Below are 22,845 nucleotides of genomic sequence, written 5' to 3'. Positions count from 1 at the left end.
CATCGGGGTGGAGGGGGGCGGGAAGGGAGTGATCGTGGCAGGTGGGGGGTGGGTCCACGGCCCGTTCGGGGGTGAGGGGACGAGGGGGCGTGGCGCTCCGGGGCCCCTTCGCCGGAGCGCGGGTGCGTCGCGCGGGGGTGACTCCGCGCGGGCGGTCGAGCGTGCGGCCCAACTCGCCCCGCCCGCACGGGCGTCCACGCCCGGACCGCAAGGGTGTCCGTGCCCCGCCTCTTGCGCGCGCCTGCCCGGAACATCGAAACTGACGTACCGTCAGATACGGCTTCGGCCGGCCGCACCCACGGCGTTCCCCGGGAGGTTGCTCCATGGACACGATCTGGCTCGGCGGTGCGGAGTGGCTGGCCGTGCTGCGGATCGGCCTCGGGCTGTGGTGGCTGGAGAGCTGGCGGCACAAGGACAAGAAGGGCTGGTTCGAGCGGGGGACCGGGATCGCGTGGGCGGCGGACGTCGCGCACAAGCACCGGTGGGGAGCGGTGCGTTCGGGCTTCGACACCGTCGTCGCCCCGCGCCCGCGGGCGATGGCGTACGTCGTCGTGTACGCCGAACTGGCCCTCGGGCTCGGCCTGGTGGCCGGATTCCTCACCCCCGTCGCCCTGATCGCGGGCCTGCTCCTCAATCTCCTCTACTTCACGCTGATGATCCACGACTGGGCGGAGCAGGGGCAGAACGCGATGATGGCGCTGATCTCGGCCGTCGCGCTGTTCGGGATGGCCTGGCAGACCTGGTCGCTGGACGACGCGCTGGGACTGTTCCGGTGAGCGGGACGGTGGGCGGGCCGGGGACGCAGCGCGGCCTCGACCTGCCGGACGTGGACGCGTTCACCCGCCCCTACTGGGACGCGGCGGCCGAGGGGCGGCTGCTGATCCGGCACTGCGCGGCCTGCGACCGCGTCCACCACTACCCCCGGGAGTTCTGCCCGCTCTGCTGGAGCGAGGACGTGAGCTGGCGGCCCGCGAGCGGCCGGGCCACGCTCTACACCTGGTCCGTCGTCCACCGGAACGACCTGCCGCCGTTCGGGAGCCGTGTGCCGTACGTCGCCGCCGTCGTCGACCTGGCGGAGGGGCCCCGGATGATGACCGAGGTCGTCGGATGCGAGCACGCGGAGCTGCGGATCGGCATGGACCTGGAGGTCGCTTTCCGGTCCGGGATCCCCGTCTTCGGGCCGGCCGGGGCGGGTGGGCCGGGACGGCCCCGGACGTGACCCCGGTGGCCGAAGGGGTTTCAATGGCTGGATGGCCGAGGTCCACGAACAGTTCGCCGTCCACCCGTTTCCCGAGCTGAGCGGGCTCGGTCTTCGGCTGCGTCCCTGGGAAGCGGAGTCGGACGCCGACGTCTCGGCGTTTCTGCGCGGGCTGACGGATCCGGAGTTCCAGCGCTGGAACACCCCGCTGCGGTTCGTCCGGGACATCGACGGCGCCCGGGAGGCGCTGCGGTCCCGGATCGCGAGCGCCACGAACGGCACCAACGTCTCGTTCTGCGTCACGGAAGCGGAGAGCGGCGAGATCCTGGGCCACATCGGCGTCAACGAGATCGACCACGTCATGAGCTCCGCCCGCGTCGGCTACTGGGTCCTCCCGGACGCGCGGGGCCGCCGGGTCGCCACCCGCGCCCTGACCCTCGCCGCCCGCCACGGCTTCGACGACCTCGCCCTGAACCGCCTGGAACTCGGCCACGCCCTGGGCCACGAGATCTCCTGCCACGTCGCCGAACGCTGCGGTTTCCGAGCCGAGGGAACCCTGCGCGGCGCCATGTTCGAGGCGGGCCGCCACGACGCGTTCCGCGACGTCCACCTGCACGGCCGCGTCGCGGGGGACCCGGAGCCGGCGGCCGGGGGGTGAGGCAGGCCGGCGGCCTCCCGGAGCCCGGCGGGAGCGGGTCCGGGGCGGACGACCGCCGAAAAACCCGAGGCGTCCGGCCACGGGCTCACGGGATCATCGCGTATGACGTCCGTGGCGTACGACTGGCAGCTCACCCGCGACCTCGACGAGTTCCTCGGCCGGGCCGGGGGCTTCCTGCGGTCGAGGCCCGCGCGGCACACGGTTGCGCTGACGGTGACGGACGCCCTGCGCAGGCGGGGGACGGGCGGGTACGGCGATGACCCGCCGCTCTTCGGCGTGCTGGAGCGGGGCGGTGCCGTTCGTGGGGCCTTCTTCCGCACGCCGCCGTACCGGCTGAACCTCACGGCCGTGGACGAGCGGGACGCGGACGCCCTCGCCGCGCGGCTCGCGGACGTGGACGGCGCGCTGCCCGGCGTCATGGCGGAGCCGGACACGGGCGGCGCCTTCGCCGAGGCCTGGCGGCGGCGCACGGGGGCCACGGCGGTACGGGACGGCAGCGATCGGCTGTACCGGCTCGCGGACCTGACGCCTCCCGGCCCCGTGCCCGCCGGGCGCGCCAGGGTGGCGAACGCCGCCGACCGGGGGCTGCTCGCCCGCTGGTACCGGGACTTCGCCGACGCCATCGGCGGGACCGCGCAGCGCGACGAAGGGGAGTGGGCCGACGACCGGATCTCCTACGGCGGGGTCTCGCTCTGGGAGACGCCCGACGGCACCCCGGTCGCGATGGCGGGCGCGACACCGCCGGTCGCCGGCCAAGTGCGCGTCGGCCCCGTCTACACCCCGGCCTCCCTGCGCGGCCGCGGCTACGCCGGCGCCGTCACCGTCGAGGTGAGCCGGGCCGCGCGGACGGCCGGAGCCCAGGAGGTACTGCTCTTCGCCGACCTCGCCCATCCCACGAGCAACGGCCTCTACCGGCGCATCGGCTACCGCCCCGTCGCGGACTTCGCCGCCTACGCCTTCACGGGCGCCCGGGGACGGGACGGCGGGACCGCCGGCGCGGGCCGGAGCCAGAGCGGCCCACGGGCCGCCCCGGGGGGCCTCAGGGCCACAGCAGGTCCGTCGTCCAGCCCTCGGTCGTGCGGTGGTAGGTGAGGCGTACGTGGCGGCGGCGGGGGTCGCCCTGGAAGAACTCCGCCTCCGTGGGCCGGAGACGGTAGAGGGTCCAGGTGGGCGCCGGGGTGTCCGGGGACCGCTCGGCCTGCTCCCAGGCCGCGTCCGACGCGCGCTCCAGGTCCGCCAGGGAGGGCAGGACGTCGCTCTGCCGGCCCACCAGGGCCGCGGCCAGCGCGCCCGTGGAGCGTGCATGCAGGTCCGCCCGGCTCTCCTCGGCCGAGGCGACGGTGACCGGGCCCCGCAGCCGGACCTGGCGCCCCTGCGCCGGCCAGTAGAAGCCGAGGGCCGCGTGCGGGCGGGCGGCGAGCTGGCGGCCCTTGCGGCTGGTCACGTGGGTAGCGAACGCCCAGCCCCGGTCGTCCGCGCCGTGCAGCATCACCGTGCGGACATCGGGCAGCCCGTCCTCGTCGGCCGTCGCCAGCGACATCGTGTGCGGCTCGGTCTGCCCCGCGGCCGCGGCCTCCGCGAGCCACCGGGCGAACAGGGTCAGCGGGTCCGCCGGTGCGCTCTCCGGCTCGAAGCCCGGCAGCTCCGTGTCCCACACCCGCAGTGATCTCAGCAGCTCATGAAGATCCGGTTCCATGCCGTCGAGTATCGCCCCGGAGCGCGGACGCCCGCCGTCGCCGGACGGACACCGGCACACGCCGTCTCACCCCCGGCCCAGCACCACCGTTCCCGACGAGCAGAACCATCCGCCCGTCCCCGACGCCACCGCCAACTGCGGAAGAGCGCCGTCGGCCCGGCGCACCTGACGGGCTTCCGGTACCTCGCCGCGCAGTTGCCGTACGGCCTCCACCAGGAGGAACAGGCCCCGCATGCCCGGGTGTTGGGCCGACAGCCCGCCTCCGTCGGTGTTCACCGGCAGTTCCCCGCCGACCAGGAGCCGCCCCTTCGCCGCCTCCACGAACGCGCCTCCCTCGCCCTTCGCGCAGAAGCCGAGGTCCTCCAGGGTCACCAGGGTCATGTAGGTGAAGGCGTCGTAGATCTCCGCGACGTCGATCTCCTCGGGCCGCACCCCGGCGCGCTCGAAGGCGAGCCGGCCGCTCACCGCCGCCGGGGACACGGTGAAGTCCGCCCACTCCGACATGCTCGTGTGCGAGACGTGCTCCCCCGCGCCGAGCACCCACACCGGCGCCGTACGGCAGTCGCGTACGTACTCCTCGGCCGCCAGCAGCACCGCCGCGCCCCCGTCGGAGCGCAGACAGCAGTGCAGCTTGGTGAAGGGATCCGCGATCATCGGCCCCGACAGGACGTCGTCGACGGTGACGGGGGAGCGGAACATCGCCTCCGGGTTGTGGGCGGCGTTCGCGCGGGCCTGGACGGCGACCGAGGCGAGCTGTTCGAGCGTGGTGCCGTAGGTGTGCATGTGACGGCGGGCGGCCATCGCGTACTTGGCGATCAGGGTGTGCCCGTACGGGACCTCGAACTGGAGCGGTCCCCGGGCGCCGAACGACAGGTTCCCGGTGCGCCGCCCCGCCTTGATGTCGGCACGGGCGGTGGAGCCGTAGACGAGCAGAACCGCGTTGGCGTGGCCCGCCGCGACGGCGTCGGCCGCGTGGGCCGCCATGACCTCCCAGGTGGACCCGCCGACGGAGGTCGAGTCGATCCAGGTCGGCCGCAGCCCCAGGTACTCGGCCACCTCGGCGGGGGCGAGGGTGCCGAGGCCCGCCGACGCGAGACCGTCGACCACCGAGCGGTCCAGGCCCGAGTCGGCGAGCGCGCGCCGGGCCGCCTGGGCGTGCAGCGCGTAGGGAGTCGCCTCGTCCACGCGACCGCAGTCGGAGAGGGATATACCGACGACGGCGACCTTGCGACCGCTCCGGCCCGGGGTGGCATGCGTCATGGATCTGACGGTACATCAGATAACCGCGTCGCCGGGAGGTGCCCGCACCCCTGTGCATCTGGAACCGGCCGACCTAACATGACGGCCCGTCAGATCTGGGGATCGGCGGATCCCGCAGGCTGCCCCAGGGAGGAGCTCGCCCATGGACGCCCGTCTCACCGCGGAGCAGGAGGAGGTCCGGCGCACCCTGCGGGAGGTGCTGGTCAAACGGTGCGGCCCGGACGACCTCCGGGCCGCCGCGCGCAGCCCCGAGGGCCACGACCGGGCGCTCTGGGAGACCCTCTCCCGGCAGCTCGGACTGCCCGGCCTCGCGCTGCCCGAGCGCTACGGCGGGATCGGCTGCTCGGTGACCGAACTCGCCCTGGCCTGCGAGGAGTCGGGCCGCGCCCTCGCCCCCACGCCGCTGTTCGCCACCGCCGCCCTCGCCGCCCCGCTGATCCTGGCCCTCGGCGGTGAGGCGCAGCGCGCCGCCCTGCTGCCCCGCCTGGCCTCCGGCGAACTGACCGCCGCCCTCGCCGTACCGGGCGCGGGCCTGGCCACCGCGCTCGCGCTGGTCGGCGACAACCGCGGCGACTGGGCGGGCGACGGCCGCGCCGGAGGCGTCCAGGCCCGCCGCGCGGACGGTGGGTGGCGGCTCTACGGACAGGCGGCGCAGGTCCTGGACGGGCACAGTGCCGGGCTGCTGGTGGTGGCCGCCCACACCGGCGGCTTCGCCCGTTCCCGGACCCTGCTCTTCCTGGTGCGGGCCGAGGCGGCGGGCATGGTCCGCGCACGGCAGACCGCGCTCGACGCGACCCGTCCCCAGGCGCGGATCGAACTCCGCGACGTACGGGCCGAGTTGCTGGGCGACGAGGGCGCCGACGTGCCCGCCGCCCTCGCCGCGACCGGCGACGCGGCGGCCGCGGTCCTCGCGGTCGAGGCCGTGGGCGCCGCCGACCGGGCGCTGGAACGCACCGTCGAACACGTGCGGTCGCGCGAGCAGTTCGGCCGCGCGATCGGCTCCTTCCAGGCGGTCAAGCACCGGCTCGCCGACGTGTACGTGGGCGTGCGGGCGGCCCGCTCGGCGGCGTACTACGCGGCCTGGGCCACGGGAGCGGGCGCGGAGCGTGTGGGCGGACTCGCACTGGCCCAGGCGCTGGAGGCCCTGCGCACCGCCGCCTCCGAGGGCATCCAGTTGCACGGCGGCATCGGCTTCACCTGGGAGCACGACGCCCACCTCTCCTTCAAGCGCGCCGCCGGCGACGAACTCCTCTTCGGCCCCGTCCACCGCCTGCGCGCCCACGCCGCCGACGCCGCCCGCCTCTTCGACGCCGGAGAGGTGAGGGTCTGATGCCGCCGGCGGCCAGGGGCCCGGGGGAGGCCGAGGGGGAGGACATGGCGAGCGCGGTGGATGCCGGTGCGGACGAGGCGAGTGGTGACGGGGCGGAGGGTGACGCGGTGAACGGTGCGGGGAGTCGGGACGGCGGACGGTCCGGTGGCGGGGCGGCCGGGGCGAGCGGTGACGGGGGCCCGGGCGGAGGGCCGCCCGGGGTGACCGGTGACGGCGGGCCGGCCGGAGGGGCGCCCGGGGTGAAGGGTGGTGACCGCCCGGGTGGGGGACCGCCCGGGGTGGGCGCTGCCGAAGGGCCTGCAGGGGGCTCGTCCCGGGCGGCGGCCGCGGGCGGGACGAGCGGAGGGCCGCCCGGGGTGACCGGTGTCGGGGGTACGAGCGGAGAGGGGTCCGGGACGAGTGGAGGGGGAGGTCCGGTCGGAGGGGCGCCCGGTGCCGCCGTCGGGACCGGGACCGGGGCGCGGAGGATGCCCGGGGTCCGGCTGGTGCAGCGGGTCTCCTCGACGCGGGCCTTCGCCAAGGTGGCCCCCCACCTCATCCCGGCCCTCGACCGGGCCGTGCACCGCCTGACCCGGGGAAAGGTGCTGCTCAGCGCCCAGATGCTGCCGGGGATCGTCCTCACCGCCCGCGGCGCCCGCAGCGGGCTGGAGCGCCGCACACCCCTGGCCTGCATGCCGGAGGCCGGGGCGGCGCGGGTCGGGGACGAGACGGGTGCCGGAGGGGCCGCGGCCACCGGGAGGACCGGGACGGCCGGGGGAACCGGGGGAACCGGAGGGAGCGTGGCCACCGGGGGGACGCCGGACGCCGGGCGGACACCGGAGGCCGAGGGGGGCGCGGGCGCTCCGGAGAGCGGCTGGATCCTCGTCGGCTCCAACTTCGGCCGTACGGGCCACCCCGCCTGGACCGCCAACCTCCTCGCGCACCCCGACGCGGTCATCAGCTGGAAGGGCGAGGACATCCCCGTGACGGCGCGGCTGCTCACGGGGGAGGAACGGGCCGCGGTGTGGCGGACCGCGCTGGCCTTCTGGCCGCCCTACGCCACCTACCAGGCGCGGGTGGACCGGGAGATCCGGCTCTTCAGGATCGTCCGGCGACAGGCGACCGTCACCCCGGACGCCGTGGACGGACCACCGCCCGCGTAGCCGGCCCCGCCCGGCGCCCGGACGCCGTGGACGATCCGCCGCCGTGTGCTCCCGTGCCCCGGACCGGCGCCGTGCGCTCCCGTGCCCGGACCGCCGCCGTGTGCTCCCGTGCCCGGACCGGTGCTGTGCGCTCCCGTGCCCGGACCGGTGCTGTGCGCTCCCGTGCCCGGACCGGTGCTGTGCGCTCCCGTGCCCGGACCGGCGCCGCGTACTCTCGTGACCGGCGCCGTGTGCTCCCGCCACCGCACAGCGCAGCGGGCGGCAGTCCGCCGGAGTGTGCCTCCGAGATGAACTACCGCCCGCATGACAGGAGTTGGGGCGAAAAAGATCGATTAAGTTACTTCGTCGGCTTCTTCCCGGTCACGCCCAGATGCACCAACAGCGCGAGGTTCGGCTTGAGTTCAGCCTGCTTGACGCCCCACGTCTGGAAGCCCCTCTGGTGCGAGGCGACCGCGGCGAGCATGGCGACGAGGGAACCGGCCATGGCCGCCGGGTTCACGTCCTTGTCGACCTTGCCCTTGGCCTGGAGGTCGGCCACCGAGTCCGTGAGCGAGTTGTTCACGGAGTTCAGGATCTTCATGCGGATCTTGTAGAAGCGCTTGTCGCCCTCGGCCGCGCCGAGGTCGACCACGCGCAGGATCGCGTCGTTCTTCCGCCAGAACTCCAGGAAACCGTCCACGAGTTCCTGTGCGGTCTGCCAGCCGGCCTTGCCGACCCACGAGCGCCCTTCGAGCAGCTGGGTCAGCCCGGCGCCCTCGGCGGCCATGTGTTCCGCGATCTCCAGGACGGCGCCTTCGACGTCCGGGAAGTACTGGTAGAAGGTCGCCGGCGACGTGCCCGCCTTCCTGGCGACGTCGATGACTTTGACATCCCGGTAGGGCGACGAGCTGAGCATCTCGCTGAGGCAGTCGAGCAGCTTCTGCCGGGTCGCCTGCCCACGCCGTCCGGCCACGCGGCCGTCGACGGTACGCACTTGTCCTGTCATGCCGTCAGCTTACCGAGGGGTGATCGGAGCGCGATTCGGCCGACTGCAAATGGGGTGCGGCCCTCCGTCACAGGGGTCGTGGACGCCCTGCACAGGGGTGTCACCGGTGCGGATGCGCCCGCCCTGCGCGATGAGCGCGCGGCCGTTAGCTTGATCGCATGGCCGAATCTGCCGTTGTCGCCGGGTTCTCCGAGGGTGTGCCCTGCTGGGTCGACGTCCAGTTGCCCGACGTGCGGGCGGGCAAGCGCTTCTACGGCGAACTGTTCGGCTGGACGTTCCCGGAGACCGCCGACGAGACCGCGGGCGCCGGCCCGATGATTCCGGCGGAGCTGGACGGTGCGCCGGTCGCGGGCCTCACGCCCAAGCGGGACGGGCGCATGCCCACGGTGTGGACGGTGTACTTCGCGACGCCGGACGCGCGGGCACTGACCCGGCGGATCGCGGCGGCGGGCGGACACGTCATCACCGCGCCGACCGAACTGCCCGGATCCTCCGGCGACCTCGGCAGCGCCGCCCTCGTCACGGACCCCGAGGGTGCGGTGTTCGGCCTGTGGCAGCCCGGCAGCCACGCCGGATTCGGCCGCCGCCACGAACGCCGCACCTTCTGCTGGGCGGAGTTGTACGCGCGGGACACCGCGACCGTCGACCGCTTCTACGGCACCCTGTTCCACGACGCCCTCTTCGGGCCCGACGCGACCCCCGACTTCGGCCGCGTCCCCGTCACCGGCGTCTTCCCGGCCGAGATGCCGCCCCACTTCCTCGTGCACTTCGGGGTCGGCGACTGCGACGAGGCGCTCGCGACGGTGATCCGGCTCGGCGGCCGGGTCCAGGTGCCGCCCTTCGACGCCTCGTACGGACGGGTGGCCGTGGTCACGGACAATCAGGGTGCGTCGTTCGCCGTCCTCGAACGCTGAGACGGGACATCCGGCACCGGGGGACGGGGTACATCCCGGACGAGCGGCGTCATTCAGCCGTGAACGGCCGGACCGGGCCGCCCGTACTCCTCCTGGAGCGGGTGTTTTGTCATGAGACACCCCGATCCGCGTCCGGGTTCGCAACCTGTGGCTCGGCCAGGAAGAATCGGGGTGCGTGCCGCCACGGCGGTGCGGTGGTGAGACGCTGCACTGGGCCGCGTTCACACGTGGATGACGCGACCCGTACGGGGAGGTGGCAGGCAAGTGGTGGATCAGCTGACGCAGCACGATCCGCGGCGGATCGGGCCGTTCGAGGTGCTGGGACGGCTGGGTGCCGGCGGCATGGGGCTGGTCTATCTCGCGCGCTCGGCCTCCGGCCGGCGTGTGGCGATCAAGACGGTCAGGACGGAACTCGCCGAGGACCAGCTGTTCCGGGTCCGCTTCTCGCGCGAGGTCGAGGCGGCCCGCGCCGTGTCGGGTTTCTACACGGCCGCCGTGGTCGACGCCGACGCGCGCGCCGCGGTGCCCTGGCTCGCCACCGCCTACGTCCCCGCCCCCTCGCTCGAGGAAATAGTGAACGAGTGCGGGCCGCTCCCGGCCCAGGCGGTGCGCTGGCTCGCGGCGGGCGTCGCGGAGGCGCTCCAGTCGATCCACGGCGCCGGTCTCGTCCACCGTGACCTGAAGCCGTCGAACGTCCTGGTGGTCGAGGACGGACCGCGGGTGATCGACTTCGGCATCGCGTCCGGCGTTTCGAACACCCGTCTGACCATGACGAACGTCGCGGTCGGTACCCCCGCGTACATGTCGCCCGAGCAGGCGAAGGACTCGCGCAGCGTGACCGGCGCCAGCGACGTCTTCTCGCTCGGCTCGATGCTGGTCTTCGCCGCGACCGGACACGCGCCCTTCCACGGCGCCAACCCCGTCGAGACGGTGTTCATGCTGCTCCGCGAGGGACCGAACCTCGAAGGGCTCCCCGAGGAGCTGCGCCCGCTCATCGAGTCCTGCATGCAGATGGACGCCACGGCCCGCCCCAACCCCGCCGACCTCCAGGCACAGCTCGCCCCCCACCTCTTCGGCTCCGGCTCCGACGACAGCGGTACGGCGTCGGCGTGGCTGCCCGAGCGGGCGGTGGGCCTCATCGAGACGCGCCGCGGCGGCCGTCCGCCGGTGAAGCCCGCGTCCGTCGGCGCGCGCAGCGGCGGCGGACGCCCCGCGCTGCCGCCGCCCCCGTCGCACGCCCCGGTCGTGGTCGGAGCGCCCGACACCGGCCCGGTGCGCCTCGCGGGCGCCAAGGTGCCCATCGGGCCCGGTCCGCGGGTGGCCGACGCCCGCGCCGCCGCCGTCAAGGCGCCGCCGCCGGAGGCCGGTCTCGCGGCCTCCTGGTCCCGGCCGCGCGCGGGGGTCAACGGCGCCGACCCGGCGCCCACGGTCGCTCCGCCGGCCCCCTCGCCCGACGCTCCCGCCGGCTGGCGTCCCTGGCGTTTCCGCATGTCGAACGACGTGTGGGGCACGCCCTCGGTCGCCGGTGACCTGGTCTACGTCACCTCCTTCGAGGTGCACGCCCTCGACGTGGCGACCGGCCGCCGCCGCTTCAAGACGCGGGACGTCGCCTGGTCGATGGCCGTCGCGGACGGGCGGATCCACGCCTCCGACGGGCCGACCCTGTTCGCGCTCGACGCCCGCGAGGGCGCCGACCTGTGGCGGCTGTCCACGGACGGCTGGGTCTACTCGCTCAAGGCCGACCGCGGAACGGTCGTCACCGGCACGCGCGGCGGCGGCGTCCAGGCCTGGGAGGCCTCGAACGGCCAGAGACTCTGGGAGATCAGCGGGGCCCAGACGGACTTCGAGTCGCCGGAGGCGGGCCCTTCCGTCCACGACGGCACGGTGTACGTCTGGAAGGACGCCCGGCTGCGCGCCCTGGACGCCCGTACCGGCGAGGAGCGCTGGTCCTACCCGATCGGTGACGCGGCCTCCTGCGGCGGCGTACCGGTGCGGATCACCCACGCCCCCGACGGCTACGTGTACATCTCCGCCGGCACCCGCGTCCTCGCCGTCGACGTGGCGAGCGGGCGGGTCCGCTGGCACTTCGAGGCCCCGGCCGTCTTCCTCAGCCCGCCCACCTTCGCCCCGGGTCCGGCCGTGACGGGCGGCGGGGTCTATCTCGCCGACTACCTGGGCACCGTGTACGCCCTCGACGCCACCGACGGCCGCGACCGCTGGCGCATCGCCACCGAGTCCCGCGCCTCCGTGGAGCCGGTCCTCGTCGCCGCGGGCCACGTCCACGTGGGCAGCGGCAAGGGTCTGTACACGCTGGACGCGGTGACCGGCACCCCCAAGTGGCGCTTCCAGGCCGGCGGCGACCTGGTCGGGGCCCCCGCGGTCGCCGAGGGCCGCATCCACTTCGGCTCGACGGACCACCTGCTCTACACGCTGAAGGCCGACGACGGCCGGCTGCGCTGGAAGCTGGCGACCGGGGGCGAGATCACCGGCGCCCCCGTCGTCAAGGACGGTGTGGTCTACGCGTGCAGCAAGGACCGCTGCGTGTACGCGCTGGACGCGGAGAAGGGGACCGGCACGGCGCGGACGACCTGAGGCTCCGCGCCGGTGCGTCCCTCGGCGGAGTGCGTCCGGCCGTCCTGGGTAGGGTGACGGTCATGTACACGCGGGGGCGCACACTCAGGTTCACAGCGGTGTCGGTGATGGTCGTGCTGGCTCTGACCGGCTTCTCGACAGGCCGTCACGGGAGCCGCAGTCATCACAGCAGCGGCGGCGGATGCAGCAGTTCCCGCCAGGACCACGACAGTTCGTCGTCGACATCGACGTCGGGCGGCGGTTCGTACGGCGGCGGCTCGTCCAGCAGCGACCCGTACGGCGGTTCGTCCAGCGACCCGTACGGCGGCTCGTCCGACGACGCGTACGGCTCCGGGACCGGCACCAGCGGCGGCACGTACCGTTCGCGGCCCACTCACCGTTCCACTGCCACCGCGACCTCGTCCGGCACCTCCCGGCCGCTGAAGGACGGCACCGCGGTGCTCAAGCGGTGCGCGAGCACGGACGACGACCCGTACACGACCGCCGAGGTCAGGAACCCCAACGGGCGCGAGGCGGTCTTCACGGTGAACATCACGTACAAGGACGCGTCCGGTTCCACCCTGGCCGAGTCGGGCGACCAGGTGACGGTGCCCGCGAACGGCAAGGCGACCGTCCGCGTCGCCGTCGCGAGTACGGGGGCCGTGGACCGGCTGGACCACTGCGTGGTCGACCGACGGGCCACGGTCGACCGCTGACGACCCCCGGCGGCGCTCACCGCGTCCGGAATCCCCCCGGGCGTCGCCCCGCGAACAGCTCCGCCTGACGGTCGCCGGGCAGGTTGCCGAGGGAGACGAGCTGCGGGGCGTGCGCGAGGGCTGCCGCCCGGGTCGCCTCCTGCGCCTGCCAGAGCGCCCGCACGGTGCCCTGCACGGCGTCGGCCGGATAGGACGCGATGACGGCCGCGCACGCCACGGCCGCCGCCACCGCGCCTCCCGGGGGCGTGAGTTCGGAGACCAGTCCGACCTCGTACGCGCGGCGGGCCGAGATCCGTTCGGCGGTTCCCATCAGCGCCATCCGGGCCACCTCCCCGAACGGCATGCGCTGGGCGAGGTAGACCGACTCGTAGGCGCTGACCATGCCGTACGTCGTGTGCGGGTCGAAGAAGGACGCCGTCTCGTCCGCGACCACGAACTCCGCCTCGCCGAGCAGGTAGAAGGCGCCGCCGCACGCCATCCCGTGCACGGCGGCGATCACCGGCTTCCACAGGTCGTTGGCCTTCGGGCCGATCGTGGCGAGCGGGTCGTCCACCATGTACGGGGAAGAGGGCTGCGGCACCTGCGCGTCCCGGTCGATGCCGGTGCAGAACGCGCGCTGCCCGGCGCCCGTGACGACGACCGCCCGTACGGTGTCGTCGAACCGGAACGCCTGCCAGGTGGCCGCCAGTTCGGCGGCGGTCGCCGGGTCGATCGCGTTCAGCCGATGCGGCCGGTCCAGGGTGAGGACGGCGACGCCGGTGTCCTGGTCGACGGCGACCGCGAGGCCCCGGCCGCCGTCGCCGCCCGCCGGGCCTCCGGTGCCGGTGGTCCGGGTCCGCTCGCCGCTCACGCCCGCTCCAGGACCCAGCGCGGCACGGTCACGCCGTTCACCTCGGTGAACACCGCCTGCACCCGGGCCCCGATGCGGATCCGGTCCGGGGAGACGGAGTTGAGGGCCGCGTCCGGACCGCTCACCAGGTTCCCGACCAGCCGGATCCGTGGCGCGTCGGCCAGTTCCACCACGATCGCGTTGTAGCCGGGCAGCTCCGCGTAGGCGGGCAGGAGCGGCGGATGCGGGACGACGTACGACCAGATCCTGCCCCGCCCGGTCATCCTGCGCCACGCGCTCGCGAAGGAGTGGCAGTGCGGGCAGCAGGGCCGGGGCGGGAAGCGCAGCTCGCCGCAGTCGGCGCAGCCCTGGACCCGCAGTTCGCCCTGCGCGGCGTACTCCCAGAAGGGCGCGCCGTCGTCGTCGAGGACGGGGGAGAGCAGGGACTCGTCCATCTCAACTCCTCAGCAGAAGAGCGGAGGTGGGGACCCCTTCCCCCGCGGTGACCAGGCAGGTCGCCGCACCCGGCACCTGCGCCGTGCTCGTGCCGCGCAACTGCTTCACGCCCTCGTTGATGAGGTTGAAGCCGTGCACGTAGGCCTCGCTGAGCCCGCCGCCCCCGGTGTTCACGGGCAGCCGGCCGCCGATCTCCAGCGCGCCGCCCTCCGTGAAGGCCGCGCCCTCGCCCCGGCCGCAGAAGCCGTAGCCCTCCAGGGACAGGGGGATGAGCGGGGTGAACGCGTCGTAGATCTGCGCGACGTCCACGTCGTCGGGGGTGAAGTCGGCGTGTTTCCACAGGTGTCGGGCGGCGGCCCAGGCGGGGCCGGTGAGCGGGTCGTCGTTCCAGTAGTTGACCATGCCGTGGTGCTGGGCGGGCAGGCCCTGGGCGGCGGAGTGGACGTACACGGGCCGCTGCCGGCAGTCGCGGGCGCGCTCGGCGGAGACGATCACGCAGGCCAGCGCGCCGTCCGTCTCCAGACAGTTGTCGAAGAGGCAGAGGGGCTCGCTGATCCAGCGGGAGGTCATGTACATCTCGCGGGTCAGCGGGCGTTCGTACATCATCGCGGCCGGGTTCTGGTTGGCGCGGTTGCGGCAGGCCAGTGCCACGTTGAACAGGTGGTCGCGGGTCGCGCCGAACTCGTGCAGATAGCGGCGGGCGAGCATGCCGATCTCGTCGGCGGGCCGCAGGAGCCCGAAGGGTCGCGTCCACTGGGCCGGGGTGGGGAGCTGCACGGCGGTGTTCTTCCACGGCCGGGGTCCCGAACCGCGCTTCCGTGACCGCCAGGCCACCCCCACCGTCGCCTGGCCGGCGGCTATCGCACCGGCGAGATGGGCGACGGTGGCGCACGAACCGCCGCCGCCGTAGCCCACCTTGCTGAAGAAGCTGAGGTCGCCGAGCCCGACGGCCTTGGCGACCTCCACCTCGTCGGTCTCCTCCATGGTGTACGAGGCGAGGCCGTCGACCTCCGCGGGCGCGATGCCGGCGTCGTCGAGCGCGGCGAGGATCGCCTGGCAGGCCAGGGTCTTCTCGGAGTCGGGGAGTTGCTTGGCGAAGGGGGTCTGGCCGATGCCGACGACAGCTGTGGCGTCCTTGATCCCTGGCATGGGTGCACCTCCGCGACCGGTCCCGGCTGCTGACAGGCCGTCAGGCTACAGCTAATCTGACGGTCAGTCAGCTAGTGGTGCTGCGGCGGGAGGTACGCGATGCGCGGTGACCTGGAGTGGGGAAGCGTCCCGGGGCTGGTGCGGTCGGCGGCCACACGCTTCGCCGGCCGCGAGGCGGTCGTCGAGGGCCGGACCCGTGTCTCCTACGAGGAGCTGGGCGCCCGGGTGGAGCGGGCGGCGGCGGCCTGCATGGCGAGCGGTGTCCGGCTCGGCGACCGGGTGGCCATCTGGGCCCCGAACACGCTCGACTGGATCGTCTCCGCCCTCGGCGCGGTGTCGGCGGGCGCGGTCCTCGTGCCGCTCAACACCCGCTTCAAGGGCGCCGAGGCGGCGTACGTGCTGGACCGCAGCCGGGCGAAGCTGCTGTTCGTCACCGGCACGTTCCTCGGCACCTCGTACGTGGCCTCGCTGCGGCGGGCGGCCGGCGAGGGGCCCGGTCCCGGCCCGCTGCCCGGGCTCCCGCACCTGGAACAGGTCGTGGTCCTGGCGGACGACGCCCCCGCCGACTTCCGCACCTGGAAGGACTTCCTCGCGGCGGGGGAGGCGGTGGGGGACGACGCGGTCCGCCGCAGGGCCGCCGCCGTGTCCGGTGCCGAACCCTCGGACATCGTCTTCACCTCCGGCACCACCGGCCGTCCCAAGGGCGCCCTGATCACCCACGCGCAGACCCTGCGCGGCTACGAGATCTGGAGCGACCTCGCCGGACTGCGCGAGGGCGACCGCTATCTGATCGTGAACCCGTTCTTCCACACCTTCGGCTACAAGGCCGGGATCATCGCCTGCCTGATGCGCGGGGCGACGATGATCCCGCAGCCGGTGTTCGACGTGGACACGGTCCTCGCGAACGTGGCGGCGGAACGCGTCTCCGTCCTGCCCGGCCCGCCCACGCTCCACCAGTCGCTGCTCGACCACCCCTCCCGGGACGCGCACGACCTCTCCGCCCTGCGCCTGGTCGTCACCGGTGCGGCGGTGGTGCCGCTGCGCCTGGTGGAACGCCTGCGCACGGAACTCGGGGTGGCCACGGTCCTGACGGCGTACGGCCTCTCCGAGGCGAGCGGCATCGTCACCATGTGCCGCAGGGGGGACCCGCCGGAGGTGATCGCCACGACCTCGGGCCGGGCCGTCCCGGACACCGAGGTACGGGTGGTGGACACCACGGGCGCCGACGCGCCGCCCGGCACGCCCGGCGAGGTGCTGGTGCGCGGATTCAACGTGATGAGCGGCTACTTCGAGGACGCGGCGGCGACGGCGGAGGTGGTGTCACCGGACGGCTGGCTGCGCACCGGGGACGTGGGTGTCCTGGACGCCGCCGGGAACCTCCGCATCACCGACCGGATCAAGGACATGTTCATCGTCGGCGGCTTCAACGCGTATCCCGCCGAGATAGAGCAACTCCTCGGCCTGCACCCGGACGTCGCCGACGTCGCGGTCGTCGGCACGCCGGACACCCGCCTCGGCGAGGTCGGCCGCGCCTACGTCGTCCGCCGTGCCCACTCGACCCTCACCGCGGACGACCTGATCGCCTGGTCCCGCCGCGAGATGGCCAACTACAAGGTCCCCCGCACGGTCGACTTCGTCCACGAACTCCCGCGCAACGCGAGCGGGAAGGTGGTGAAGGGGGAGCTGCGGGGGCGGTGAGACACGGGCCGGCGGCACGGTGGGGCCGCCGCCCCCGGGGACCCGGGCCGGCCGTGGCCGACGCCGTCCCGGGCGCACGCCGACGGCGGCACACGCCCACGGCACGCCGACGGCGGCGGGCGCCCCCCCGGGACACCCGCCGCCGTCGTTCCCCCGTCGTCGCTCCCTCCGGTCCGCGTCCGGACACGGCCGGCCCCCGCTGGTCCCCCCACGGGCCGTCCCCCGGCACACGTCGGCCGCGGCGGCTCCCCCTCCGCGCCGCCGCGGCCCACGGTCCCCGTCCGGTGCGGCTCTAGGCCGGGTTGTCCGTCACGTGGGTGTTGTCCGGCTTGGCCTCGCCGTCCGACGCGGCGAGCGGCTTGATCGGGCTGCTCGTCACGTGGGTGTTCAGCGGGGTGATCTCCTCGCCGTCCTCACCACCGGTGACGTGCGTGTTGTCCGGCTCGGCGATCGGCTTCTCGGTCTCGCTCATGGTGCTGCCTCCCCTTTGGTGGCTCTTCATGGGACTACGGGGCCCGCCCGGCCATTCCCCCGAGGACGGCCGGGCGGGCCACTCGGATCGCCCACCCTAGACTGCGAGTTCGGCGACCACTTCGGCGGTCCGTCTGCCCCCCGACGCGACGGATCGACAACACAGAGACTGCCGCGTGGCGATAAACGAACGATGAACGCCCGCTGCGGACTGGCTCCTCGCGGCGAGCGCTCCCGTCAGGCTCTACGCGGCGGCGACCGGGGTCAGCAGGGTGCGGACCTCCGCGGCCTCCGGGGAGTCCAGCTTCTCGTAGATCTCCAGGGCCTCGCGCCAGCAGACCTGCGCCCGGCCGGACTGGCCGATGCCGCTCAGCGACTTGCCCAGGACGGTCAGGACGTTGCCCCGGCGCCACTCACCCCCGATGCCCCGCAGCACGGTCAGCGCCATCTCCGCGTTGCTCGCGGCGCGGGCCGGCTTGCGGGCGTCGAGGTCGACCTCCGCGAGGCGGCACAGGGCCATGCCCTCCCAGAGGCGCTGGCGGCTGTCGCGGAAAACCCGCAGCGCCTCCTCCAGCTCGCTCGTGGCGTCGGAATGCCGGCCGCTCTTGCCGAGGGCCATCCCGAGGGCGTAGCGGCCGTTGGCCACGCGCAGGGTGTGGCCGAGGGTCTCGTAGATCTCGGTGCCCTGGCCGGCGAGGACGACGGCGCTGTCGGCCCGCCCCGTCGCGAGGTGCAGCCGCGACAGATTGCAGAGCGGGCTCGCCGACCCGGCGAGGTCGCCGCAGCCGCGGAACTCCTCGATGGCCCGGCTGAAGTAGCCCTCCGCGTCGGCATAGCGCTTCTGGTAGAAGGCGATGCTGCCGAGGATGTTCGCCGCCCAGCAGCAGGGCAGCGGGTCGTCGGACGCCTCGGCGAGCCGGAGTGCCTGCTGGGCCTCCCGGTACGCCTGGTCGAACACCCCGGAGAACAGGAGCGCGTTGCTCAGGACGACGCCCGCGCGCCCTTCGGCGCGGGTGTCCGAGGCGCCGCGGGCGGCGTCGCGCAGGGCCGCGGCCGCCGCCTCGTACTCCTTGGAGTTGGCTCCGGACTCGGCGAGGTCCACCGCCGCCCACAGCAGGTCGATGGCGCGGCGCAGCGTCGGACCGGTGGCCGACTGCCGTACGCAGGCGAGCAGCGGGACGGCCTCCGAGTACAGCCAGTCCCAGGAGGCCTTCCGGTCGGCGAAGGCGAGGCCCTCCGTCCGGGTCGGCTCCAGATGGTCCACCAGCCGGTCCCCCGGCCGTTCGAGGGCGTACACGCCCGCCGCCGTGGCCAGGTAGAAGTCCAGCAGGCGGGAGAGCGCCGCCGCCCGTTCCGTCGGGGGCTGTTCGTCGCGTTCCGCGCAGGATCGGGCGTAGAGGCGGACGAGGTCGTGGTAGCGGTAGCGGCCGGGGGCGGCGGACTCCAGGAGCGAGGTGTCGACGAGGGACTCCAGGAGGTCCTCGGTGTCCTCGGCCGGGAGGTCGAGCACGGCCGCCGCGGCCGCGAGGGAGATGTCGGGGCCGTCGGCCAGACCGAGCAGCCGGAAGGCGCGGGCCTGGGCGGGCTCCAGCTGGCCGTAGCCGAGTTCGAAGGTGGCCTTGACGGCGAGGTCGCCGGCCTGGAGCTCGTCCAGCCGGCGCCGCTCGTCGCCGAGCTTCGCCGCGAGCACCGACACCGTCCAGGTGCGCCGCGCGGCGAGCCGGGACGCCGCGATACGGATCGCCAGCGGCAGGAACCCGCACGCGGCGACCACGTCGAGCGCCGCCTCCCGCTCGGACGCCACCCGCTCCCGGCCGACGATCTTCGTGAAGAGCTGCAGGGCCTCCTCGGGGGACATCACGTCGAGGTCGACGAGATGGGCGCCCGCGAGGTCCACCATCCGCATCCGGGAGGTCACCAGGGCGGCGCAGCCCTCGGTGCCGGGCAGCAGCGGGCGCACCTGGGCGGCGTCCCGGGCGTTGTCGAGCAGCACGAGGACGCGGCGGCCGTCGAGGACCGAGCGGTACAGCGCCGAGCGCTCCTCCAGCGAGTCGGGGATGGCGGTGTCCGCCGTGCCGAGGGCCCGCAGGAAGGCGCCGAGCACCGCCTCGGGTTCGGCGGCCCGCGATCCGGCGCCCTGGAGGTCGACGTACAGCTGCCCGTCGGGGAAGGCGCCGCGCGACTGGTGCGCCACGTGCACGGCGAGGGTCGTCTTGCCGACACCGCCGATGCCCGCCAGCGCGGAGACGGCCATGACGCGGCCCTCCTCGGAGGAGGCGGCGGCGAGGACGTCGCTCAGTTCCCGGACGAAGGCGGCGCGCCCGGTGAAGTCGGTCACCGTGGCCGGGAGCTGGGCGGGGCGCACGGGAGCGGCGGCGGGTTCGGCCGCCGGTGCGGAGGGTTCCGCGAGGCCGGGATCGGCCTGCAGGATGCGCTGCTGGAGCTCCCGCAGGCCCGCCCGCGGGTCCACCCCCAGTTCGTCGGCGAGCAGCCGCCGGGTGTCGGCGAACACCGCGAGGGCCTCGGCCTGCCGGCCGGAGCGGTACAGCGCCAGCATCAGCAGCTCCCGCAGCCGCTCGCGCAGCGGGTGTGCGGCGGTCAGCGCGGTGAGTTCGGAGACGGCCTCCGCGTGAGCGCCCTGCTCCAGGTCCATGTCGAGGCGGGATTCCAGGAGTTGCAGCCGCCACTCCTCCAGCCGGGCCCGCTGGGTCTCCGCGTACGGGCCGGGGATGCTCGCGAGGGGTTCGCCGTCCCACAGGGCGAGGGTGTCCCGGAGCAGGTCGCGGGCGCGGGGCAGGTCGCCCTCGGCGCGCGCCTTCTCCGCGAGGCCGGCGAGTTCCTGGGCGCGGGTGTGGTCGAGCGCCCCCTCGCCGAGGGAGCGGATCGCGTAGCCGCCGGACTCGCTGACCAGGACCTCCGGGCCGAGCGCCTTGCGCAGCCGGGAGGCGTACGTGCGGACGGCGGCCAGGGCCTGGGAGGGCGGCTCGTCGCCCCACAGGGCGTCGATCAGTTCGGCGGCCGTGGCCGTGCGGCCGTCGCGGAGCAGCAGCGCGGCCAGCAGCGCGCGTTGCTGCGGGGACCCCGCCGGCAACGCTTCCTCGCCGAGCCAGGCGCGCACCGGTCCGAGCACGCTGAAGCGCAACGCGGCGGGCTCCTCGGAGCCCGGGCGCCGCTGCTCCGGTACCCGCGGCACACCGTCCATCGCTGTCCCCCTGCCGAACGTCAGTACAACGAGGCCAGTTTGCCTTGTTCTCGGGGGATGCGTCAGCCGTGCGAGACAGCGATCACAGGGCGGGGCACGGCTGCCCCACAGGGTCCTCACACGGCCTTCGCACCCGCCCGCGGTCATCCGCGCTGCTCCGCGCACGATCACTTGCCGGACGGAGGTCGTCCACAGCGGGCCCGACAGGGAGCTGACGGGTCGTCAGATCGGCGCTACCGTGGCCGGTATGGAGACCACGGAATCCCCGCAGAGCCCCTCGGCGGACGACGGGACCGCCTTTCCGAGGATCATCTCGGTGGACGACCACACGGTCGAACCGCCCGACGTCTGGCGGGACAGGCTGCCCGCGAAGTACCAGGACACCGGCCCGCGCATCGTCCGGGCGCCCCTGAAGGAAATGACCTTCCTGGGCGGGAAGTTCGCGCCCGTCATGGGTGCCCCGGGTGACGAGGGCCCGGTGGGCGACTGGTGGGTCTACGAGGACCTGCACCGCCCCCTCACCCGCCTCGACACGGCCGTCGGCTACGACCGCGACGAGATCAAGCTGGAGATCATCACCTACGAGCAGATGCGCCCCGGCTCGTACGACGTGCCCGAGCGGCTCGCCGACATGGACGTCAACCACGTCCAGTCCGCCCTGTGTTTCCCCACCTTCCCCCGTTTCTGCGGCCAGACGTTCACCGAGGCGGACGACCGCGAGCTGGGGCTGCTCGGGGTGAAGGCGTACAACGACTGGATGGTGGAGGAGTGGTGCGGGCCGAAGGCCCGGGGGCGGCTGATACCCCTGACGCTCGTCCCGCTCTGGGACGCCCGGCTCGCGGCGGAGGAGGTGCGGCGCAACGCGGCGCGCGGTGTCCGGGCGGTCGCCTTCTCCGAGATACCGCCCCATCTCGGGCTGCCCTCCGTGCACACCGACGACTGGGACCCCTTCCTCGCCGCCTGCGACGAGACCGGCACCGTCATCGCCATGCACATCGGGTCCAGCAGCAGGATGCCGTCGACCTCGGCCGACGCGCCGCCCGCCGTCGGCTCCACGATCACCTTCGCCAACTGCTGCTTCTCGATGGTCGACTGGCTGATGAGCGGCAAGTTCGAGCGCTTCCCGAACCTGAAGGTGATGTACGCCGAGGGGCAGATCGGCTGGATCCCCTACATCCTGGAGCGCGCCGACGTGGTGTGGGAGGAGAACCGCGGCTGGGGCGGTGTCGCGGACAAGGTCCACCGGCCGCCGTCCGAACTGTTCACCGAGCACGTCTACGGCTGCTTCTTCGACGACGCCTTCGGACTGAGGAACCTCGACGCGATCGGCGTCGGCAACGTCCTCTACGAGACCGACTACCCGCACTCCGACTCGACCTGGCCGAAGTCCCGGGAGGTCGGCGAGGCCCAGATGGGCCACCTGGACGCCGACGTGGTCGACCGGATCGTCCGGCGCAACGCGATCGACCTCCTCGGGCTCACCCCCGAAGGGCTCTGGGCCGGCTGAGGCACCCGGCGGCGGCCCCGGTGTCCGCCGACCCCTTGTCTGACGGACCGTCAGCTACGACGATGGCGACAGCCGTCACATGACGGTCTGTCAGATAAGGGGTGCGGGCCCATGCAGGTACTGCCCGAAGGGCGGCTGGCGTACGGGATGCAGCTCCCGGTCCAGTCGCAGAGCACCATGTACGCGGAGGCGTGGGAGGCGGACGCCGGACCCGCGGACCTCGTCGACATCGCCCGCGCCGCCGACCGCGCCGGCTTCGCCTACGTCGCGGCCTGCGACCACGTCGCCATCCCGCACCGGCTCGCCGACGCCATGAGTACCGTCTGGTACGACCCGGTCGCCACCCTCGCCCACCTCGCGGCGGTGACCGAACGGGTGCGGCTGCTCAGCCACGTCGCGATCGTCGGGCTCCGGCATCCGCTGGTGACCGCCAAGCAGTACGCGACCCTCGACCACCTGTCCGGCGGCCGTCTCGTCCTCGGGGTCGGGGCCGGCCACGTGGAGGAGGAGTTCACCGCCGTCGGAGCGGACTTCACCCACCGGGGAGCCGTCCTCGACGAGACGATCGACGCGCTGCGCGCCGCGCTCGGGCCGGACGAGTTCCCCGTCCACCACGGCAAGACGTACGACTTCGAGGGGCTCGGCCAGCGCCCCCGGCCCACCCAGCAGCGGGTGCCCGTGTGGGTGGGCGGCTCCTCGCCCGCGGCCGTCCGCCGGGCCGCCCTGCGCGGCGACGGCTGGCTGCCGCAGGGTGATCCGCGCGACCGGCTGCCCGGCCAGATCGCCCGGCTGCGGGAACTGCGCGAGGCGGCGGGCGTCGAGGAACCCCTCACGGTCGGCGCGATCACCGAACCGCTCTACGTCGGCGAGCCCGGCTGGGCGGTCGGACGCCGCACGCTGCACGGCGCGCCCGAGGCGCTCGCCGAGTCGCTGCGGGCGTACGGCGCGATGGGCGTGCACCAGATCCAGGTGCGGTTCCGCAGCCGGGACCGCGCCGAACTCCTCGACCAGATAGCGGCGTTCGGCTCGGACGTCGCACCCCACCTCAACTAGGGAGTCGGTC

General features: G+C 74.1%; 20 protein-coding genes and 1 pseudogene. 13 read left to right on the top strand and 8 right to left on the bottom strand.

The genetic code is table 11. The features are described 5' to 3' along the window. The first annotated feature begins 323 nt into the window (after positions 1 to 323). The 4 genes from B0675_RS06825 (at position 324) to B0675_RS06810 (ending at position 2,948) form a co-directional block, all read left to right on the top strand. Complete coding sequence (locus tag B0675_RS06825) at positions 324 to 776, top strand: DoxX family protein (protein ID WP_081217843.1); 453 nt, start codon at positions 324 to 326, stop codon at positions 774 to 776. Continuing rightward, on the top strand, positions 773 to 1,219 hold the full coding sequence (locus B0675_RS06820; protein ID WP_241539716.1) for a Zn-ribbon domain-containing OB-fold protein: 447 nt from the start codon (positions 773 to 775) through the stop codon (positions 1,217 to 1,219). Before B0675_RS06825 ends, B0675_RS06820 begins: the two co-directional genes overlap by 4 nt. Before the next feature lie 31 nt (positions 1,220 to 1,250). After that, positions 1,251 to 1,856, top strand: coding sequence for a GNAT family N-acetyltransferase (locus B0675_RS06815; RefSeq protein ID WP_081217842.1), 606 nt, complete (start codon positions 1,251 to 1,253; stop codon positions 1,854 to 1,856). A 102-nt stretch (positions 1,857 to 1,958) separates the two neighbouring features. Continuing rightward, positions 1,959 to 2,948, top strand: coding sequence for a GNAT family N-acetyltransferase (locus B0675_RS06810; protein ID WP_107482573.1), 990 nt, complete (start codon positions 1,959 to 1,961; stop codon positions 2,946 to 2,948). On the opposite strand, the gene B0675_RS06805 is transcribed toward B0675_RS06810, so the two are convergent. Both B0675_RS06805 and B0675_RS06800 read right to left on the bottom strand, forming a co-directional pair. Beyond that, positions 2,896 to 3,552: a pyridoxal 5'-phosphate synthase gene (locus tag B0675_RS06805; RefSeq protein WP_081221634.1), complete on the bottom strand. Its 657-nt coding sequence runs from the start codon at positions 3,550 to 3,552 to the stop codon at positions 2,896 to 2,898. The two genes, B0675_RS06810 and B0675_RS06805, sit on opposite strands and share 53 nt — an antisense overlap. A 66-nt stretch (positions 3,553 to 3,618) precedes the next feature. Continuing rightward, on the bottom strand, positions 3,619 to 4,812 hold the full coding sequence (locus B0675_RS06800) for an acetyl-CoA acetyltransferase (protein ID WP_081217841.1): 1,194 nt from the start codon (positions 4,810 to 4,812) through the stop codon (positions 3,619 to 3,621). Positions 4,813 to 4,954: 142 nt separating this feature from the next. On the opposite strand from B0675_RS06800, the gene B0675_RS06795 reads away from it, so the two are divergent. The 3 genes and pseudogenes from B0675_RS06795 to B0675_RS41880 all read left to right on the top strand — a co-directional run bounded on the left by B0675_RS06795 (position 4,955) and on the right by B0675_RS41880 (position 7,284). After that, positions 4,955 to 6,142, top strand: coding sequence for an acyl-CoA dehydrogenase family protein (locus tag B0675_RS06795; RefSeq protein ID WP_081217840.1), 1,188 nt, complete (start codon positions 4,955 to 4,957; stop codon positions 6,140 to 6,142). Between the two features lie 467 nt (positions 6,143 to 6,609). Then, positions 6,610 to 6,822, top strand: a pseudogene (locus tag B0675_RS40435) (nitroreductase family deazaflavin-dependent oxidoreductase); the annotation flags it as partial. Then, complete coding sequence (locus B0675_RS41880) at positions 6,814 to 7,284, top strand: nitroreductase family deazaflavin-dependent oxidoreductase (protein ID WP_241539907.1); 471 nt, start codon at positions 6,814 to 6,816, stop codon at positions 7,282 to 7,284. The pseudogene B0675_RS40435 and the gene B0675_RS41880, both read left to right, overlap by 9 nt. A 337-nt stretch (positions 7,285 to 7,621) precedes the next feature. Here the strand turns inward: B0675_RS41880 and B0675_RS06780 are convergent, their stop codons facing one another. Continuing rightward, positions 7,622 to 8,269, bottom strand: a complete 648-nt coding sequence (locus tag B0675_RS06780) for a TetR family transcriptional regulator (protein WP_081217837.1) — start codon at positions 8,267 to 8,269, stop codon at positions 7,622 to 7,624. Positions 8,270 to 8,427: 158 nt separating this feature from the next. Here B0675_RS06780 and B0675_RS06775 point away from each other — a divergent pair, with 158 nt between their 5' ends. The 3 genes from B0675_RS06775 to B0675_RS06765 all read left to right on the top strand — a co-directional run bounded on the left by B0675_RS06775 (position 8,428) and on the right by B0675_RS06765 (position 12,470). Next, positions 8,428 to 9,183, top strand: a complete 756-nt coding sequence (locus tag B0675_RS06775) for a VOC family protein (RefSeq protein ID WP_081217836.1) — start codon at positions 8,428 to 8,430, stop codon at positions 9,181 to 9,183. Between the two features lie 264 nt (positions 9,184 to 9,447). Beyond that, positions 9,448 to 11,775: a serine/threonine-protein kinase gene (locus B0675_RS06770; protein ID WP_081217835.1), complete on the top strand. Its 2,328-nt coding sequence runs from the start codon at positions 9,448 to 9,450 to the stop codon at positions 11,773 to 11,775. A gap of 62 nt (positions 11,776 to 11,837) precedes the next feature. Next, on the top strand, positions 11,838 to 12,470 hold the full coding sequence (locus tag B0675_RS06765; protein WP_081221633.1) for a hypothetical protein: 633 nt from the start codon (positions 11,838 to 11,840) through the stop codon (positions 12,468 to 12,470). Positions 12,471 to 12,486: 16 nt separating this feature from the next. Here B0675_RS06765 and B0675_RS06760 read toward each other — a convergent pair whose 3' ends face one another. Genes B0675_RS06760 through B0675_RS06750 form a run of 3 tightly spaced genes read right to left on the bottom strand, consistent with a single transcriptional unit; the run spans position 12,487 to position 14,904 of the window. Next, on the bottom strand, positions 12,487 to 13,320 hold the full coding sequence (locus B0675_RS06760; protein WP_081217834.1) for an enoyl-CoA hydratase/isomerase family protein: 834 nt from the start codon (positions 13,318 to 13,320) through the stop codon (positions 12,487 to 12,489). Further along, complete coding sequence (locus B0675_RS06755; protein WP_081221632.1) at positions 13,317 to 13,742, bottom strand: zinc ribbon domain-containing protein; 426 nt, start codon at positions 13,740 to 13,742, stop codon at positions 13,317 to 13,319. The genes B0675_RS06760 and B0675_RS06755 overlap by 4 nt, the downstream gene beginning before the upstream one ends. Before the next feature lie 13 nt (positions 13,743 to 13,755). Continuing rightward, entirely contained in the window at positions 13,756 to 14,904 is a 1,149-nt protein-coding gene (locus B0675_RS06750) for a lipid-transfer protein (protein ID WP_081217833.1), read from the bottom strand. Positions 14,905 to 15,003: 99 nt separating this feature from the next. On the opposite strand from B0675_RS06750, the gene B0675_RS06745 reads away from it, so the two are divergent. Further along, positions 15,004 to 16,602 (top strand): FadD3 family acyl-CoA ligase, encoded by a 1,599-nt coding sequence (locus tag B0675_RS06745; RefSeq protein ID WP_081217832.1) that lies wholly within the window; start codon positions 15,004 to 15,006, stop codon positions 16,600 to 16,602. A 292-nt stretch (positions 16,603 to 16,894) separates the two neighbouring features. Here the strand turns inward: B0675_RS06745 and B0675_RS06740 are convergent, their stop codons facing one another. Further along, a complete protein-coding gene (locus B0675_RS06740) occupies positions 16,895 to 17,074 on the bottom strand; it encodes a hypothetical protein (protein WP_081217831.1) in 180 nt (59 codons plus the stop codon). A gap of 243 nt (positions 17,075 to 17,317) precedes the next feature. Next, positions 17,318 to 20,275: an AfsR/SARP family transcriptional regulator gene (locus B0675_RS06735; protein WP_081217830.1), complete on the bottom strand. Its 2,958-nt coding sequence runs from the start codon at positions 20,273 to 20,275 to the stop codon at positions 17,318 to 17,320. A 247-nt stretch (positions 20,276 to 20,522) separates the two neighbouring features. On the opposite strand from B0675_RS06735, the gene B0675_RS06730 reads away from it, so the two are divergent. Together B0675_RS06730 and B0675_RS06725 are read left to right on the top strand one after the other, a co-directional pair. Next, positions 20,523 to 21,782 (top strand): amidohydrolase family protein, encoded by a 1,260-nt coding sequence (locus B0675_RS06730; protein WP_081221631.1) that lies wholly within the window; start codon positions 20,523 to 20,525, stop codon positions 21,780 to 21,782. Positions 21,783 to 21,893: 111 nt separating this feature from the next. Continuing rightward, entirely contained in the window at positions 21,894 to 22,835 is a 942-nt protein-coding gene (locus tag B0675_RS06725; protein ID WP_081217829.1) for an LLM class F420-dependent oxidoreductase, read from the top strand. The last annotated feature ends 10 nt before the right edge of the window (positions 22,836 to 22,845 follow it).

Origin of the sequence: Streptomyces sp. M41(2017) (assembly GCF_002078175.1) — a bacterium.
GTDB lineage: Bacteria > Actinomycetota > Actinomycetes > Streptomycetales > Streptomycetaceae > Streptomyces.
This window is presented reverse-complemented; position numbering and strand designations above follow the sequence as displayed.